Origin of the sequence: Amycolatopsis sp. NPDC049253 (assembly GCF_040678995.1) — a bacterium.
Classification (GTDB): domain Bacteria; phylum Actinomycetota; class Actinomycetes; order Mycobacteriales; family Pseudonocardiaceae; genus Amycolatopsis.
This window is the reverse complement of record NZ_JBFAQX010000001.1, coordinates 552,889-565,927: the sequence shown is the minus strand read 5'-3', so window position 1 is coordinate 565,927 and position 13,039 is coordinate 552,889. Positions and strand designations below refer to the sequence as shown.

Here is a 13,039-nt window from a genome sequence, read left to right as displayed (position 1 = left end):
TGTTCACCCTCCCGAGACCTTCCCGCAGGATGTTCACGCTCCGTCGAGCTCGGCAAGATCGTCGGCTGTCAGGCGCAGCTGCGCGGCGGCGACGTTCTGTGCCAGATGGTCCGGGTTGCCCGTGCCCGGGATCGCGAGCACGTGCTCGCCTTGGGCGAGTGTCCACGCGAGACGGACCTGGGCCGATGTGGCGTCGTGGCGCTTCGCGACGGCCGCCACGCGCTCTTCCACGCCGGTTTCGTCCGCTTGTCCACTCGCGACGGCGAACCACGGCACGAACGCCACGCCGTGTTCACCGCAGAGGCGCAGCAGCTCGTCGTCTTCGCGGACGGCGGTGAGGCCGTACTGGTTCTGCACGCACACCACGGGCGCGATCGCGAGCGCCTCCGTGAGGTGCTCCGGGCCGACGTTGGAGATGCCCAGCTCGCGGATGAGGCCGGCCGCGCGCAGCTCGGCCAGGGCGCCGAAGTGCTCGGCGATGGACCCCGTGCCACGGCCGAGGCCCGTGCCGATCCGCAGGTTGACCACGTCGAGGTGGTCGCGCGCGAGCTGGCGCAGGTTCTCCTCGACCTGGCCGCGCAGCTGGTCGGGCCGCGCGAAGGGCAGGAACTCGCCGGACGGGTCGCGACCGGGGCCGACCTTCGTGGTCAGAACCAGGTCGTCGGCATAAGGCGAGAGCGCCGAGTTGATCATCTCGTTGGCGGAGAACTCCGGCGTGAAATAGAACGCCGCGGTGTCGATGTGGTTCACGCCGAGCTCGAGCGCGCGGCGCAGGACGGTGAGGGCGCGCTCGCGGTCGGCGCCGGTGCCGCCCGTGAACGGGACGAGCCGCATGGCGCCGAAACCGAGGCGGTTGACGGTCAGGGAACCGAGCCGCCACGTGCCGGCGGCTGCGGCGGGAAGTGCTGTCTGGGTCATGACTTCCAGCGTGGCTCCGTGGCTTTCGCGTCGCCCGGATTGGCAGGAAGCTGCCACTGGATCGCATCGGGGGGACACTGGGGTGCGTGACTCGAGTCGACGACGTCGTGACCGTGCGCGGCGAACGCGAGCTGTTCGACCGCACCGCCCACCTGTTCGGCAGCGCCACGGACATCGCGTGCGCCGCGAACACCCTCTATACCTGGGCGGCTTCGCGCCCGGGCACCGGCGTGCAGCCGGTCCCGGACCTGCAGGGCCGGCGGGCGCGCAAGATCTACCTGCCGAGCGTGCTGCTGAACGCGGCCGGCGTCGAGCACCTGCGCCTGCTGCGTTCGCTCGGCGCGCAGATCCGCATCAGCGAACGCGAGATCAACGAGACGATCATCCTCGACGGGCGCCTCGCGATCCTCGCCGCCGAGGTCACGCCGGACGGGCGCAGCTACACCGTCCTTTCGCGACCCGACCTCGTCAACGGGATCTCGTCGCTGTTCGAGGCCGCGTGGCGGTCGTCGACGGATCTGGCGGCGTTCGAAACGCGCTACGCGGAGCTGCGCCAGCACACGCCGCGGCTGCTGGATTTGCTGCTGTCCGGCTGCACCGACGAGACCGCGGCGCGCACGATGGGCGTCGGCCTGCGGACCTACCGGCGCTACGTCGCGGAGCTGATGGCAGCGTTGGGGGCGACGTCGCGGTTCCAGGCCGGGGCGCGCGCGAAGGAGGCCGGTCTGCTGTGAGGCGTGGTGTCGTGGTGTCGGTGGCCCTGCTCGGCCCGTTCGCTCTGTTCGGCCTGTTCGCTGCCGGGTGCAGCTCAGCGGTGGACGGGAAGGCCGTGGTCCCGCCGCAGCCCGCCAACCTGGCCTACGTGGACGCGAAGGCCACCAGCGACGCGTCCGCTGGGATCAAGAAGGCCATGGAGACCGTGTTCAGCTTCGACTCCACGGACACGGCCGCGGTGGCGAAAAACGAGCAGGAGTACTTCACCGGCAACGCCCGCACGCAGTTCGACCAGACCTTCGCGCAGATCAAGACCACTCCGGTGAAGACGCAGACGCACGTCGTCGACTCGGGCGTCGCCACGCTGTCGCCGCGCGGGGCCACGGTGCTCGCCGCGATCAAGCAGCAGAGCCAGACCCCCGACGGCAAAACCAACGCGGCCCTCGCGGTCGTCCTCGTCACCGCCGCCCCGGCCGGCGACCACTGGCGCGTCAGCGACCTGAACCTCAACCCGCGCGGCACCCTCGGCCCGACGGCCGACCCGGGCGCCCCACGGCCCGCCGTCACCCGCGACTCCGCCCTCACCGCCGCCCGCCACGCCGGCTCCGTGCTGCTGACTGTCGACGCCCAGAACGCCGACGCCGTGTACGACGGCTACGAGAGCGTCGCCGTCGACCCGCTCCTCACGCAGTTCCGCGCGACCCGCCAGACCACTGTCGACAGCATGAAAAACAGCGGCGCCAAGGCCACGTTCAACCCCCAGTCCGCGGCCGCCGTGTCGTCGGCCTCCGCGGACGGCAAGACCGCCACGGTGCTCCTCGACGCCGTCGTCTCGACCCAGCAACAGGGCGGCCCGCAGGACCGCACCATCCCCGTCCGCCTCACCCTGGCCCGCCAACCCGACGGCGGCTGGAAGGTGTCGGCGATCGACCCGGTGAACGGGGCTTGAGGCTGGTTCCTGGAAAGCCGAAGGGCCACCGCGCAGCTCGCGCAGTGGCCCTTCGTCCGTGAAGGGAGCTCGCCGCCCCGGTCTCGCACCAGCCGCGCCGTCCGGCCAGGATGCCGGTCGGCTCCGCGGCCTTGGCCTCCGCAGCTCAGCACCAGCTCGGCACCACGCCCCGTGGTTCAGTGACTTCCCAGGCCTGTCGCAGGATGGCATCGCGGCCCGACGGCGCGACCCCGTTCCATTCACCTGGGGACCAAACCACCGCCGAGTTCTGGCCGGCTCAGCGGCGGGCGCAGGTCGCTCAACCTCAAGCCCATGCCCGCACGGCTGCTCACCCCGCGGGGCCGCTGGCTAAAGCCGAAGGGCCACCACGCAGCTCGCGCAGTGGCCCTTCGTCCGTGACTCGGTGCGGCTCAGCGACCCTGGTTCGCCACCGCGGCAGCGGCTTCCTCCGCCGCCTCCGGGTCGAGGTACAGGCCGCCCGGCTTGATGGGCTGCAGGTCGTCCGTGAGGTCGTAGCGCAGGGGGATGCCGGTGGGGATGTTGAGGGCGGCGATGTCCGCGTCGGAGATGCCGTCGAGGTGCTTGACGAGCGCGCGCAGGGAGTTGCCGTGCGCGGCGACCAGCACGGTCTTGCCCGCGCGCAGGTCGGGGACGATCGCGGACTCCCAGTACGGCAGGAGGCGCTCGACGACGTCCTTGAGGCATTCGGTCAGGGGCGCGTTGTCGCCGAGGTCGGCGTAGCGCGGGTCGCCGGCCTGGCTGAACTCGTCGGCCGGGTCGATGGCGGGCGGCGGGGTGTCGTAGGAGCGGCGCCAGAGCATGAACTGCTCCTCGCCGAACTCCTCCAGCGTCTGCTTCTTGTTCTTGCCCTGCAGCGCACCGTAGTGGCGCTCGTTGAGCCGCCAGTCGCGCTTCACGGGGATCCAGTGCCGGTCGGCGGCGTCGAGGGCGATGTTCGCCGTGCCGATCGCGCGGCGCAGCAGCGACGTGTGCACCACGTCGGGCAGCAGCCCCGCCTCGGCCAGCAGCTGGCCACCCTGGCGAGCCTCGCGCTCACCCGTCTCCGAAAGCGGCACGTCCACCCATCCGGTGAACAGGTTTTCCGCGTTCCACGTGCTCTGTCCGTGACGCAGCAGCACCAGCGTCCCAAGTTCGGCCATGGCCCACAGCCTGCCAGAGCGGACCAGGTTCGTGACTGGTGAGCCCCCTTGAACGATGTTCTACGGAGAGTGTGTTACCCCACAGTAACACCTTCACCCGAACAGAAGTCAGCCCGCCAACAAGCCGCGAAAAGGGTGCAATGTGCTGCGCGCTGTTATCCCACTCGGCGAAGTTCACTCGAATGGAGTAACGAGTAGTCTTGTGATTACAGGTGGACATCTGACAGGTTTGGCATGTCCCGCTCAGCCGGATTCCACGCACTCCCCGGCTGACGGCGGGCTATGACCGCGGCTCGTCTCCCCCCTGCCGAGCCGCGGCCCGCCGGCCCCGTTGGCATCCCCCTCGTCACCGGGTCCTTGATCGGCGGGAACTTCAGCGGGGCGGCTCGAGATCGCGACTCCCCCCTCCCTCGAGCCGTCCCGCCTTTCCCGTTACCCCGCAGGTCCGACAGGTCCGGCAGGGACAGCCGAGTCACCGACCGGCCGCGAACGGCGCCGCTTGCGCACCCACCACCACACCGCTCCGGCCGGGATCCCGAGCACCACGGCGAACGGCGCGATCGCCCCCAGCGCCGTCAGGAAACCGCCGCCGAAGGTCAGGAACGCGTTCCAGCCACCGGCAAGCCCCGCGAGAAAGCCGGGCAAATCATCGGATGTCTGCCCGGGACCGGTCACGGCCTCGGCGGTCACGGACAGTGCCACCGTCGCCATCGCGACGCTCCCCGCGAGCGCCTTCTGCTGCTGTTCGAGTGACTCGAGCGCGGCTTCGCGGGTGGTGAGCTCACTCTCCACACTCGCGATCTCCGAGATCGACGTCGCCTTCGCCAGCAACGCCCGGATCCGATCGACGCTCGCGCGCTGCGTCGCCAGGCGCGCGTCCACGTCGACCACCTGGGCGGTGACGTCCTGGGAGCTCAGCTCCCGCTTGGTGACCTTGCCGAGCCCGGCCAGCTGGTCGAGCACCCCGTCGAGCTTTTCGGCGGGCACGGCGAGGCTCAGGGTCGCGGACGACTCCAGCGTGCTCTCCTGGCCCGTGTACCCGCCGGCTCCGGTCGCGATCACCCGCGCCCGTGAGACGACGTCGTCGAGCTTCGGGGTCGAGAGGTCCAGTCGCGCGCTCCGGGCGAGCTTGCGGTCGGTGGTCCCCACGGCCCCGACCGCCGGCGGCACCGGTCCCTTCGTGGTCAGGCCCTGCTGCGGCACACCGGGTTGCGCCACCCCCTGCTGAGGCAGCGCCTGCTGGGGCGCGGCCGCGCGCCCGGCCGCCACGCCGGTGTCGGCCTCCGTCGAGCTCGGCTCGTTCGCCGTGCACCCCGCCAGCACCACCAGCACTGCGGCGCCGGCCGGCACCCATCTCCATCGAGTTCTCATCCGTCCTCCTCCACTCGGGTGGCAGACGGACGGACCCCGACGTCAGAGGCGTTGCACGGCCCGAGTCACGACTCGGTCAAGCCCGGCTCGTGCGGCTTCTCGGGCGCCACGAGGTGCTTGAACGCCTGGAGGTTCGCCAGCGACTCGCCGCGCGACACGCGCCAGTCCCACTCGCGCTTGATCGACGACGCGAACCCGATCTCCAGCAACGTGTTGAAGTCGCCGTCGGCGGCTTCGAGCACCTGCCCGAGGATCTTGTCCAGCTCGGCGTCGGTCACCGTCTCCTTGCCGAAGCGCCCGACGAGGTAGATGTCGCCGATACTGTCCACTGTGTAGTGCACGCCGTAGAGCCGGGCGTTGCGCTGCAACAGAAAGCGGTACACCTGCTCGTGCGCCTCGTCTGGGCGGCGGCACACGAACGCCTCCACCGAGAACGCGTGGTCGCCGTCCACGAGCCAGCAGTTGGTCTGGAGCTTCTTGGTGCCCGGCAACGTCACGAAGTACTTTCCTTCGCCACGCCGGTCGTACTTGAGCTCGGCAGCGTCCAAAGTGGACTTGATCGTCGCGTCCAGGCTCACACGGCCACCTCCGCCCGCGCTTCGAGCGCTCCGCGGAACGCCTTGGTCGCCTGAGCATAGATCTCCAGCAACGAGTCCGTGGTGCGGCTCCAGGAGAAGCGGTGGGCGTGCAGCACGGCGTTGGCGCCGAGCTCACGCCGGCGTTCCGGACGCAGCGCGACGGCCGCCAGCGCGTCGGCCCAGTCGGTGGCCGTGTGCGAAGGCACGAGCAGCCCGGACACGCCGTGCGGCACCGCGACCGGCAGCCCGCCGACCTCGGCGGCCACCACGGGCGTGCCGCAGGCCTGTGCCTCCAGCGCCACGAGCCCGAACGACTCGTTGTAGCTCGGCACCGCGACCACGTCGGCTGCGCGGAAGACGTTCACCAGTTTCTGCCCCGGCTGCGGCGGCAGGAACCGCACCTGCTCCTGGATGCCCAGCGTCCACGCCAGCTCCTTGAGCGCCTGCGGCTGCTCCAGCCCGGTGCCCGACGGTCCCCCGACCACGAGCACCACGAGCTTCGAGCGCAGCTCCGGGCGCTGGGTGAGCAGCTCGGCGGCCGCGCGCAGCAGCACGTCCGGCGCCTTCAACGGCTGGATCCGGCCCGCGAACGCGAGCACCACGGCGTCCCGCGGCAGCCTGAACGCGTCGCGGGCCAGCGCCTGCGAACCGGGCGTGAAGCGGTCGAGGTCGACACCGGGCGGCACGGCGTGCACCGCGTGCGGGTCGGCACCGTAGAGGTCCACGAGCTGGCGCGCCTCGACCTGCGTGTTCGCGACAAGGCAGTCGGCCTCGGTCACCACCTGCTCCTCGCCCATCACGCGCGTGCGGGGCTCGGGCTTGTCGCCGTCGGCGAGCAGCGAGTTCTTGACCTTCGCCAGCGTGTGCGCGGTGTGGACCAGCGGCACGCCCCAGCGGTCGCGCGCGAGCCAGCCGACCTGACCCGAGAGCCAGTAGTGCGAGTGGATGAGGTCGTAGTAGCCGGGCTCGTGGAAGGCCTCGGCGCGCAGCACGCCGGAGGTGAACGCGCACAGCTGGGCGGGCAGCTCGTCGCGGCCCAGCGGCTCGAACGGGCCGGCCTGCACGTGGCGAACGGTCACGCCCGGCGCCAGCTCGGCCAGCGGCGGCTGGTCCGACGAGGTCGCGCGCGTGAACACCTCGACCTCCACGCCGCGGCGCGCCATCTCGGTGGCGGTCTCGCGCACGTACACGTTCATGCCGCCCGCGTCGCCGGTGCCCGGCTGTTCGAGCGGCGAAGTGTGCACGGACAGCACCGCGATACGACGCGGCGCCGCGCGGAACCCCGACAGAGAGGAGATGGTCACCTGGTCACTACTCCTGTGTGCGCTACTCGGCTGTTTCCCCGGAGAACCGCCGCAGCGCGGAGTTGAACTCCCCCGCGTCCTCGACGAACGGCAGATGCCCCGCATCAACGAACCAACGCAGAACGGCCCCCGGAATCTTCCCGGCCGAATATTCCGCTGCTGAGGGATCGACCACACGGTCGGCCGTGCCGTGCACGACCAGCACCGGTTTGTCGATCCCGGCCAGCACTTCCGAGCTCTCCACGTCGCGCTTGAACAGCGCCGCGCGCACGGCAGGCGGCACCGCCAACGTCATCCCGAGCAGGGCTTGCGCGAACGTCCCGGGCACCGAGGCGTTCGCCTGGGCCCGGCTGAACTCGACCAACGCCGGCACGGCGACCTCGGGATCGTCCGAGAGCGCCGCGGGCAGCGCGGCCCGCATGACCGATCCGGTCTTACCGCCTTCGCGGCCGCGGCCGATCTCCGTGATGGCCCCGACGAGCACGATCCCGGCCAGCCGTGCGGTTCCGTGCACCCGCAGGTAGTCGGTGATCACGAGCCCGCCGTAGGACCAGCCCACGACGATCGCGTCGGGGCCGGCGAAAGCGAGCACGGCGGCGAGGTCGTCGGCCCACTGGCGCGGGTCGTCGTAGCCGGCCGCCGGGACGTCGGACGCACCGTGGCCCCGCAGGTCCATCGCCACCAGGCGGAACCGCTCCGTGAGCGCCGGGTCGGCCAGCTGGGCCGCCCACGCGCGCGACGACTGGGCCCAGCCGTGCACGAAGACGATCGGACGCGAGTTCTGGGCACCCTCGACACGCAACGCGATGCGCACGCCGGAGGTACCGACCACTTCGGTGTTCACGACGTCAGTTCGTAGCAGACTTCACTTGGCCGCCGACAGCGTCTTCCAGGTGGACCAGTCGTAGAACCAGTCCTTGACGTCGGAGCCGGTGGGGCTGGACAGCTGCGAGCCGGTCACCTCCACCGGGTCGCCGATGAGCGCGGAGTCGAAGTAGTCCTTCGCGTCGGCTTCCAGCAGGTTGACGCAGCCGTGGGAGTTGTTGGTCTTGCCGATGTTGGCGGCGTTGTCCTGGTTCTCGTGGATGTACTCGCCGTGGTTGGAGATGCGGCAGGCCCACTTCTTGTTGACGTTCGTGTAGCCGTAGCGGGCGTTGTCGAACACCGCCGTGGGCTCCTTCGACATCACGATGAACGTGCCGTTGGGCGTGTTGCGATTCACATCGGAGTCGAGGCCGTTGGCGCACGGGTAGCTCTTGTACTCGGAGCCGCCTCGGTAGACCTTCATCACGTGGTCGGGGGTGTTTACCTTCACGACCTGGTTGCGGCCGATCTTGAACTTCGTCGTGACGTCGGCCTTGCCGTAGGCGCCGCCACCGAGGTCGACGCCGTAGAGATTGGCCTCGACCTCCACGGTCGTGTTCTCCGGCCAGTACTCCTTCGGCCGCCAGTCCACCTGCGTGGGCGAGAGCCAGCCCCACGAGCCCTCGACGTCGGTCTTCACCTTCAGCGCCTTCTCCACGGCCGCGCGGTCCTTCGGCGCTTCCTTGAACTTCACGCTGATCGGCATCGCGACACCCACGTGGGCGTCGTCGGCCGGGTTCAGCGTGGCGCGCAGCTGCTTGGCCGGCTTGACCGTCGCGAAGGAACCCTTGAGCTCCACGGGGCGGTTGTCCGTGCCGGTGGCCTTGGCGGCGTAGGTGTAGGTCTTGCCGTAGCCGAGGGATTCGGAGCTCTTCCAGGTCAGGCCGTCGGCCGCGAGGTCGCCCTTGACGGCGTCGCCGTCGGAGTTGGTCACCTTCACGTCGCTGAGCTTGCCGTCGGTCACCTTGACGACCACGGGCTCGCGGACGTCCGCGTCCTTCGCGTTCACGGCCGGCGTGGCGGTGATTTTCGCCACCGGATCCACCGGCTTGCCGCCGTCCTCCCCTCTCCCGCCGAGCGGCAACGCCGTGCCGTTCGTGGTGGTCGAACACGCGGCCGCGAGCGCCCCCGCCCCCGCGGCGAGCACCGCCTTGAACACCGTGCGCCGTTCCATCCCCGTGAACCTCCCGTTCCCCCACACCGGCGGATGCTTCCACGCTGTCAGCGCCGGTGAGCGCCTCGACGTTACCTGCCGCGGCCGGGTTCACCCATTCCCTGTCCCCCGGGCGGCTGTCGACAAGACGTTTCATCGGGGCGGCGGTTCCCGGCTTCGGCTGCTGGTGACGGGCTTGTCACCGGTTCAGCGCACGGTCGGGACGGTCAGAGCGAGCAGGCGATCAGCAGCGGTTCCGGGTGCAGCGTCACACCGAAGCGGGACTGGACGCCGTCGCGGACTTCGCGGGCCAGGGTGAGCAGGTCGGTGGTCGTGGCGGTGCCGCGGTTGGTGAGGGCGAGGGTGTGTTTGGTCGAGAGCGAAGCGCGGCCGCCGGGCCCCGGGTGGCCCTTGGCGAAGCCGGCGCGCTCGATGAGCCAGGCGGCGGAGAGCTTCACGCCGCCGTCGGCCGGGTACTGGGGGACGGCGACATCGAGCCCGACGACAGCCGTGATGCGCGCGAGCACAGGCTCGACCTCGGGCGAAGGGACGATCGGGTTCGTGAAGAACGAGCCGGCGCTCCACGTGTCGTGGTCGGCCGCGTCGAGGACCATGCCCTTGCCGCGGCGCAGGCCCAGCACCGCTGCGCGCGCGGCGGCGGCGGGGACTTTCGCGCCGATCTCGACACCGAGCGTGCGCGCGAGCTCGGCGTAGCGGATGGGCGCGGACTCGCCGGCCGGGTCGACGCGGAAGCGGACGCTGAGCACCACGCCGCTGTCGGTGCCCTTCAGCACGCTGGTGCGGTAGGCGAAGCCGAGTTCGTCGGCCTTGACCGTGCGCACCTCGCGCGCGGCGCGGTCGTAGAGCTCGAGGGAGACGATGGACTCCGCGACCTCGCAGCCGTACGCGCCGACGTTCTGGATCGGCGTCGCGCCGACGGAACCCGGGATGCCGGACAGGCATTCGAGCCCGCCGATCCCCGCCTCGACGAGCCCGGCCACGAACGCGTCCCACTCCTGCCCGGCGGCGGCCTCGACCACATCGCCGTCGCGCGTCCAGCCGGTGTTCGCGACCTGGATGAGCGTGCCGGGGAAACCGCTGTCGGCGACCACGAGGTTCGAACCGCCGCCGAGCAGCAGCACGCGTTCGCCGGCGGCGTCGGCCTCGCGCACGGCGGCGACGAGATCGTCGCTGGTCGTGGCCCGCACGAACCGGCGCGCGGGCCCTCCGAGGCGCAGCGTCGTGTACTCGGCGAGGCGCGGTGGCGCGGGCGTTTCGACGGGGTTCACGCTGCCTAACGGTACTGTCCGGCCCATGGGATCCCGGATCGAGCACCGTGCCGAGTTCTCCGCCGGACTCGCGGCCGTGCTGGCCGCCGTGTCCGGTGAGGACGCGCTGCGGGCGCGCCTGAAGGAGCTGGGCGGCGACAACGCCGCGCTCCTTTCACATGCCGTCGACGGCGACACCGTGCGCTACGAACTGCAGCACGGCATCGCCGCGCAGCGCCTGCCCCAGGCCGTGCAGGCCTTGCACCGGGGCGACATCGTCGTGCACCGCAAGCAGGTGTGGCAGCGCTCCGGCGACGCGTACACGGGCAAGGTCGACGTCAGCGTGAGCGGCGTGCCGGGCGAGATCGGCGCGCAGACCTTCCTGACGCCGCGCGGCGAGCGTGTGGAGTTCCGGACGTCCGGCGAGGTGACGGTGCGGATCCCGCTGTTCGGCGGGAAGATCGAGGAGTTCGTGGCCCAGCAGGTGACGAACCTCCTGGCCCGCGAAGCCGACTTCACCACGTCGTGGCTGGCCGAGCACGCCTGAGCCCGGTGGGCGCCCCGACGCGGGGCACCACCAATCCCAATCGGTTACGCAGGGTCGATCGCTGGCTCGCGAGCGACCCCGCGGTGACGCGGCTGGTGCGGCGAACACCGGACCCCCTCGTGGTCGATCTCGGCTACGGCGCGTCACCCGTGACGACCGTCGAGCTCCTGCGCCGGCTACGCCGGGTCCGCACCGACGTCCGCGTGCTCGGGCTGGAGATCGATCCGGAGCGAGTGGCGTTCGCGCGCCGCGCCGCTGACCCTCCGTGGCTGGACTTCCGCCGCGGTGGCTTCGAGCTGGCCGGCGCGCGGCCGGTGGTGGTGCGGGCGTTCAACGTGCTGCGCCAGTACGCCGAGCACGAGGTCGCCGGCGCGTGGAAGGTGATGCTCGACGCGATGCCCGACGAGGGGCTCATCGTCGAGGGCACCTGCGACAAGATCGGGCGGCTGGCGTCGTGGGTCGTCGTGGGCGCGGCCGGTCCGCTGTCGCTGACGGTGTCGATGCGGCTCGCGGAGCTGGAGCGTCCGTCCATTGTGGCCGAACGACTGCCCAAGGTTCTCATCCACCGCAACGTTCCCGGCGAGCCGGTACACGCGTTGCTGTCCGCTTTGGACGACTGCTGGGCCGCCGCGGCGCCGCACCGGTCGTTCGGGGTGCGGGCGCGGTGGGTGTCGGCGGTGGGGATGCTGCAAGCCCGGGGCTGGCCGTTGCTCGGCCGGCCGGAGCGCTGGCGGCTCGGCGAGCTGACGGTGCCGTGGGAAAGCGTGAACCCGCTCTGAACTCGGCTACGGAGAGTGCCGGACTGGGCTGATCAGTGCGGGTACGAATGCGTCGTCCGGGTACGAATCCCACCTGTTCACCGGCCCACCCCCGCGGTGTCACCCGGTGGTGACCTGCGGTGATCACGATAGGCAGGTGGAACTGCTTCAACACGTCACCGACCTGCTGCGCGGCGCACTGGGGTCGCCGTGGCTCTGGGTGCTCGTGTTCGCCGTCGCGGGCCTGGACGCGCTGCTGCCGTTCATGCCCAGCGAGACGACCGTGGTGACGGTCGCGGTCCTCTTCGGGCCCAACCCGGGGCGGCTGGCGCTGCTGGCGCTCGTCGCGGCGACCGGGGCGTGGGCGGGCGACTGCCTCGGCTACGCGGTGGGCCGCGCGGCCGGACCGCGGGCGATCGCGCGGCTGCAGCGCGGGCCGTCGGGACGGCAGCGTTACGAATGGGCACGTGAGCAGGTGCGGCGGCAGGCACCGTTGCTGATCGTCGCCGCGCGCTACCTGCCGGGCGGCCGCGTGGCGAGCGCGCTGGCGACGGGCAGCCTCGGCTACCCGCTGCGCCGCTTCATGCCGCTCGACGCGTGCGGCGCCGCCGTGTGGTCGGTCTACAGCGTGCTCATCGGCCTGGTCGGCGGCGCGACGTTCGCCGACGAGCCGGTGAAGGGCCTGCTTCTGTCGTTCCTGCTCGGGCTCGGCCTGGTCACCCTCATCGAGTTCGGACGGCGCCTTCGCCTGCGACGGCTACGGTCTACCGATGCACCTGACCGAGGCGATCGACATCCACGCGGACCGGCTGAAGGCGGCCGCGCTGACAGCGGGCCCGTCGGCGCGCCTCCGCAACTGTCCGAAGTGGACGATGCACGACCTGGTGACGCACCTGGCGACGGGGCTCTCGTCCACGGTCGCGGCGATCACGGACCGACCCGCTGACCCGCCGCAGCCCACCGACTGGGCCGACGCGCTCGGCCGCTGGGACGGCCAGCGCCTCGCCGTGCGCGAAGCCCTCCGCCTGCCTGCCGACACCCCGGTGCGGTCGCCGTTTCCCGGTGGCGGGCTGCTGACGGTCGGCCGCTGGGCCCGGCGCCTGGCGCACGAGACGGCCATCCACCGGCTGGACGCGGAGAGCGCGCTGCCCGAGCCGCCGGCCACGCGGTACGCGGACGCGTTCGCGGTCGACGGCATCGACGAGTTCCTGACGTTCTTCGTTCCCCGCCGGGCCGCTCAGCAGGACGGCGTCGTGCGGATCGAAGCCGGCGACCGCGAGTGGACGGTGGTGCTGCGCTCCGGCGAGGTACCGGCCCTGGGCGACGGCCCCGCGGACCTCACCATCACCGGCTCACCCGACGACGTCTACCGCGCCCTCTGGGGCCGCCCGAACACCGCCCGGATGGTGGGCCACGTCGCACTCACCGAGCCCCTCGCGGCGCCCTGACCAGCAC

The 13,039-nt window shown here is 71.3% G+C and carries 14 protein-coding genes and 1 pseudogene; 7 read left to right on the top strand and 8 right to left on the bottom strand.

Features of this window, described 5'->3' with window-relative positions; all coding sequences use genetic code 11:
- Positions 1-33 precede the first annotated feature (33 nt).
- On the bottom strand, positions 34-918 hold the full coding sequence (locus AB0K15_RS02925; protein WP_364044858.1) for an aldo/keto reductase: 885 nt from the start codon (positions 916-918) through the stop codon (positions 34-36).
- Positions 919-1,004: 86 nt separating this feature from the next.
- Between AB0K15_RS02925 and AB0K15_RS02920 the strand changes: the two genes are divergently transcribed.
- Positions 1,005-1,652, top strand: a complete 648-nt coding sequence (locus AB0K15_RS02920; RefSeq protein ID WP_364044855.1) for a DNA-binding response regulator — start codon at positions 1,005-1,007, stop codon at positions 1,650-1,652.
- A complete protein-coding gene (locus AB0K15_RS02915; RefSeq protein ID WP_364044852.1) occupies positions 1,649-2,581 on the top strand; it encodes a hypothetical protein in 933 nt (310 codons plus the stop codon). Before AB0K15_RS02920 ends, AB0K15_RS02915 begins: the two co-directional genes overlap by 4 nt.
- A 410-nt stretch (positions 2,582-2,991) precedes the next feature.
- Here the strand turns inward: AB0K15_RS02915 and AB0K15_RS02910 are convergent, their stop codons facing one another.
- The 7 genes from AB0K15_RS02910 to AB0K15_RS02880 form a co-directional block, all read right to left on the bottom strand.
- On the bottom strand, positions 2,992-3,741 hold the full coding sequence (locus AB0K15_RS02910) for a phosphoglyceromutase (protein ID WP_364044849.1): 750 nt from the start codon (positions 3,739-3,741) through the stop codon (positions 2,992-2,994).
- Between the two features lie 432 nt (positions 3,742-4,173).
- Positions 4,174-5,112, bottom strand: a complete 939-nt coding sequence (locus AB0K15_RS02905; RefSeq protein ID WP_364044846.1) for a DUF4349 domain-containing protein — start codon at positions 5,110-5,112, stop codon at positions 4,174-4,176.
- Between the two features lie 65 nt (positions 5,113-5,177).
- A complete protein-coding gene (locus AB0K15_RS02900) occupies positions 5,178-5,690 on the bottom strand; it encodes a YbjN domain-containing protein (protein WP_220245921.1) in 513 nt (170 codons plus the stop codon).
- Positions 5,687-6,994 (bottom strand): D-inositol-3-phosphate glycosyltransferase, encoded by a 1,308-nt coding sequence (gene mshA, locus AB0K15_RS02895; RefSeq protein WP_364044843.1) that lies wholly within the window; start codon positions 6,992-6,994, stop codon positions 5,687-5,689. Before mshA ends, AB0K15_RS02900 begins: the two co-directional genes overlap by 4 nt.
- A 22-nt stretch (positions 6,995-7,016) precedes the next feature.
- Positions 7,017-7,838, bottom strand: coding sequence for an alpha/beta hydrolase (locus AB0K15_RS02890; RefSeq protein WP_364044840.1), 822 nt, complete (start codon positions 7,836-7,838; stop codon positions 7,017-7,019).
- 21 nt (positions 7,839-7,859) lie between these two features.
- Positions 7,860-9,032, bottom strand: coding sequence for an Ig-like domain-containing protein (locus AB0K15_RS02885; protein ID WP_364044837.1), 1,173 nt, complete (start codon positions 9,030-9,032; stop codon positions 7,860-7,862).
- Positions 9,033-9,238: 206 nt separating this feature from the next.
- On the bottom strand, positions 9,239-10,300 hold the full coding sequence (locus tag AB0K15_RS02880; protein WP_364044834.1) for a UDP-N-acetylmuramate dehydrogenase: 1,062 nt from the start codon (positions 10,298-10,300) through the stop codon (positions 9,239-9,241).
- A gap of 25 nt (positions 10,301-10,325) precedes the next feature.
- On the opposite strand from AB0K15_RS02880, the gene AB0K15_RS02875 reads away from it, so the two are divergent.
- From AB0K15_RS02875 to AB0K15_RS02855, 5 genes and pseudogenes are all read left to right on the top strand, one after another.
- Positions 10,326-10,826: a DUF2505 domain-containing protein gene (locus AB0K15_RS02875; protein ID WP_364044831.1), complete on the top strand. Its 501-nt coding sequence runs from the start codon at positions 10,326-10,328 to the stop codon at positions 10,824-10,826.
- A complete protein-coding gene (locus tag AB0K15_RS02870) occupies positions 10,805-11,605 on the top strand; it encodes a class I SAM-dependent methyltransferase (protein WP_364044829.1) in 801 nt (266 codons plus the stop codon). The genes AB0K15_RS02875 and AB0K15_RS02870 overlap by 22 nt, the downstream gene beginning before the upstream one ends.
- A gap of 136 nt (positions 11,606-11,741) precedes the next feature.
- Positions 11,742-12,530, top strand: a complete 789-nt coding sequence (locus AB0K15_RS02865) for a VTT domain-containing protein (RefSeq protein ID WP_364044826.1) — start codon at positions 11,742-11,744, stop codon at positions 12,528-12,530.
- Positions 12,442-12,660, top strand: a pseudogene (locus AB0K15_RS02860) (maleylpyruvate isomerase N-terminal domain-containing protein); the annotation flags it as partial. The gene AB0K15_RS02865 and the pseudogene AB0K15_RS02860, both read left to right, overlap by 89 nt.
- Positions 12,655-13,032 (top strand): mycothiol maleylpyruvate isomerase, encoded by a 378-nt coding sequence (locus AB0K15_RS02855; RefSeq protein ID WP_364045368.1) that lies wholly within the window; start codon positions 12,655-12,657, stop codon positions 13,030-13,032. The pseudogene AB0K15_RS02860 and the gene AB0K15_RS02855, both read left to right, overlap by 6 nt.
- Positions 13,033-13,039 lie beyond the last annotated feature (7 nt).

Excerpts from the sequence above, each read along its gene's own strand:
- AB0K15_RS02910 (WP_364044849.1), bottom strand. The coding sequence starts at position 3,741 with ATGGCCGAACTTGGGACGCTGGTGCTGCTGCGTCACGGACAGAGCACG.
- AB0K15_RS02925 (WP_364044858.1), bottom strand. The coding sequence starts at position 918 with ATGACCCAGACAGCACTTCCCGCCGCAGCCGCCGGCACGTGGCGGCTC.
- AB0K15_RS02875 (WP_364044831.1), top strand. The coding sequence starts at position 10,326 with ATGGGATCCCGGATCGAGCACCGTGCCGAGTTCTCCGCCGGACTCGCG.
- AB0K15_RS02905 (WP_364044846.1), bottom strand. The coding sequence starts at position 5,112 with ATGAGAACTCGATGGAGATGGGTGCCGGCCGGCGCCGCAGTGCTGGTG.
- AB0K15_RS02885 (WP_364044837.1), bottom strand. The coding sequence starts at position 9,032 with ATGGAACGGCGCACGGTGTTCAAGGCGGTGCTCGCCGCGGGGGCGGGG.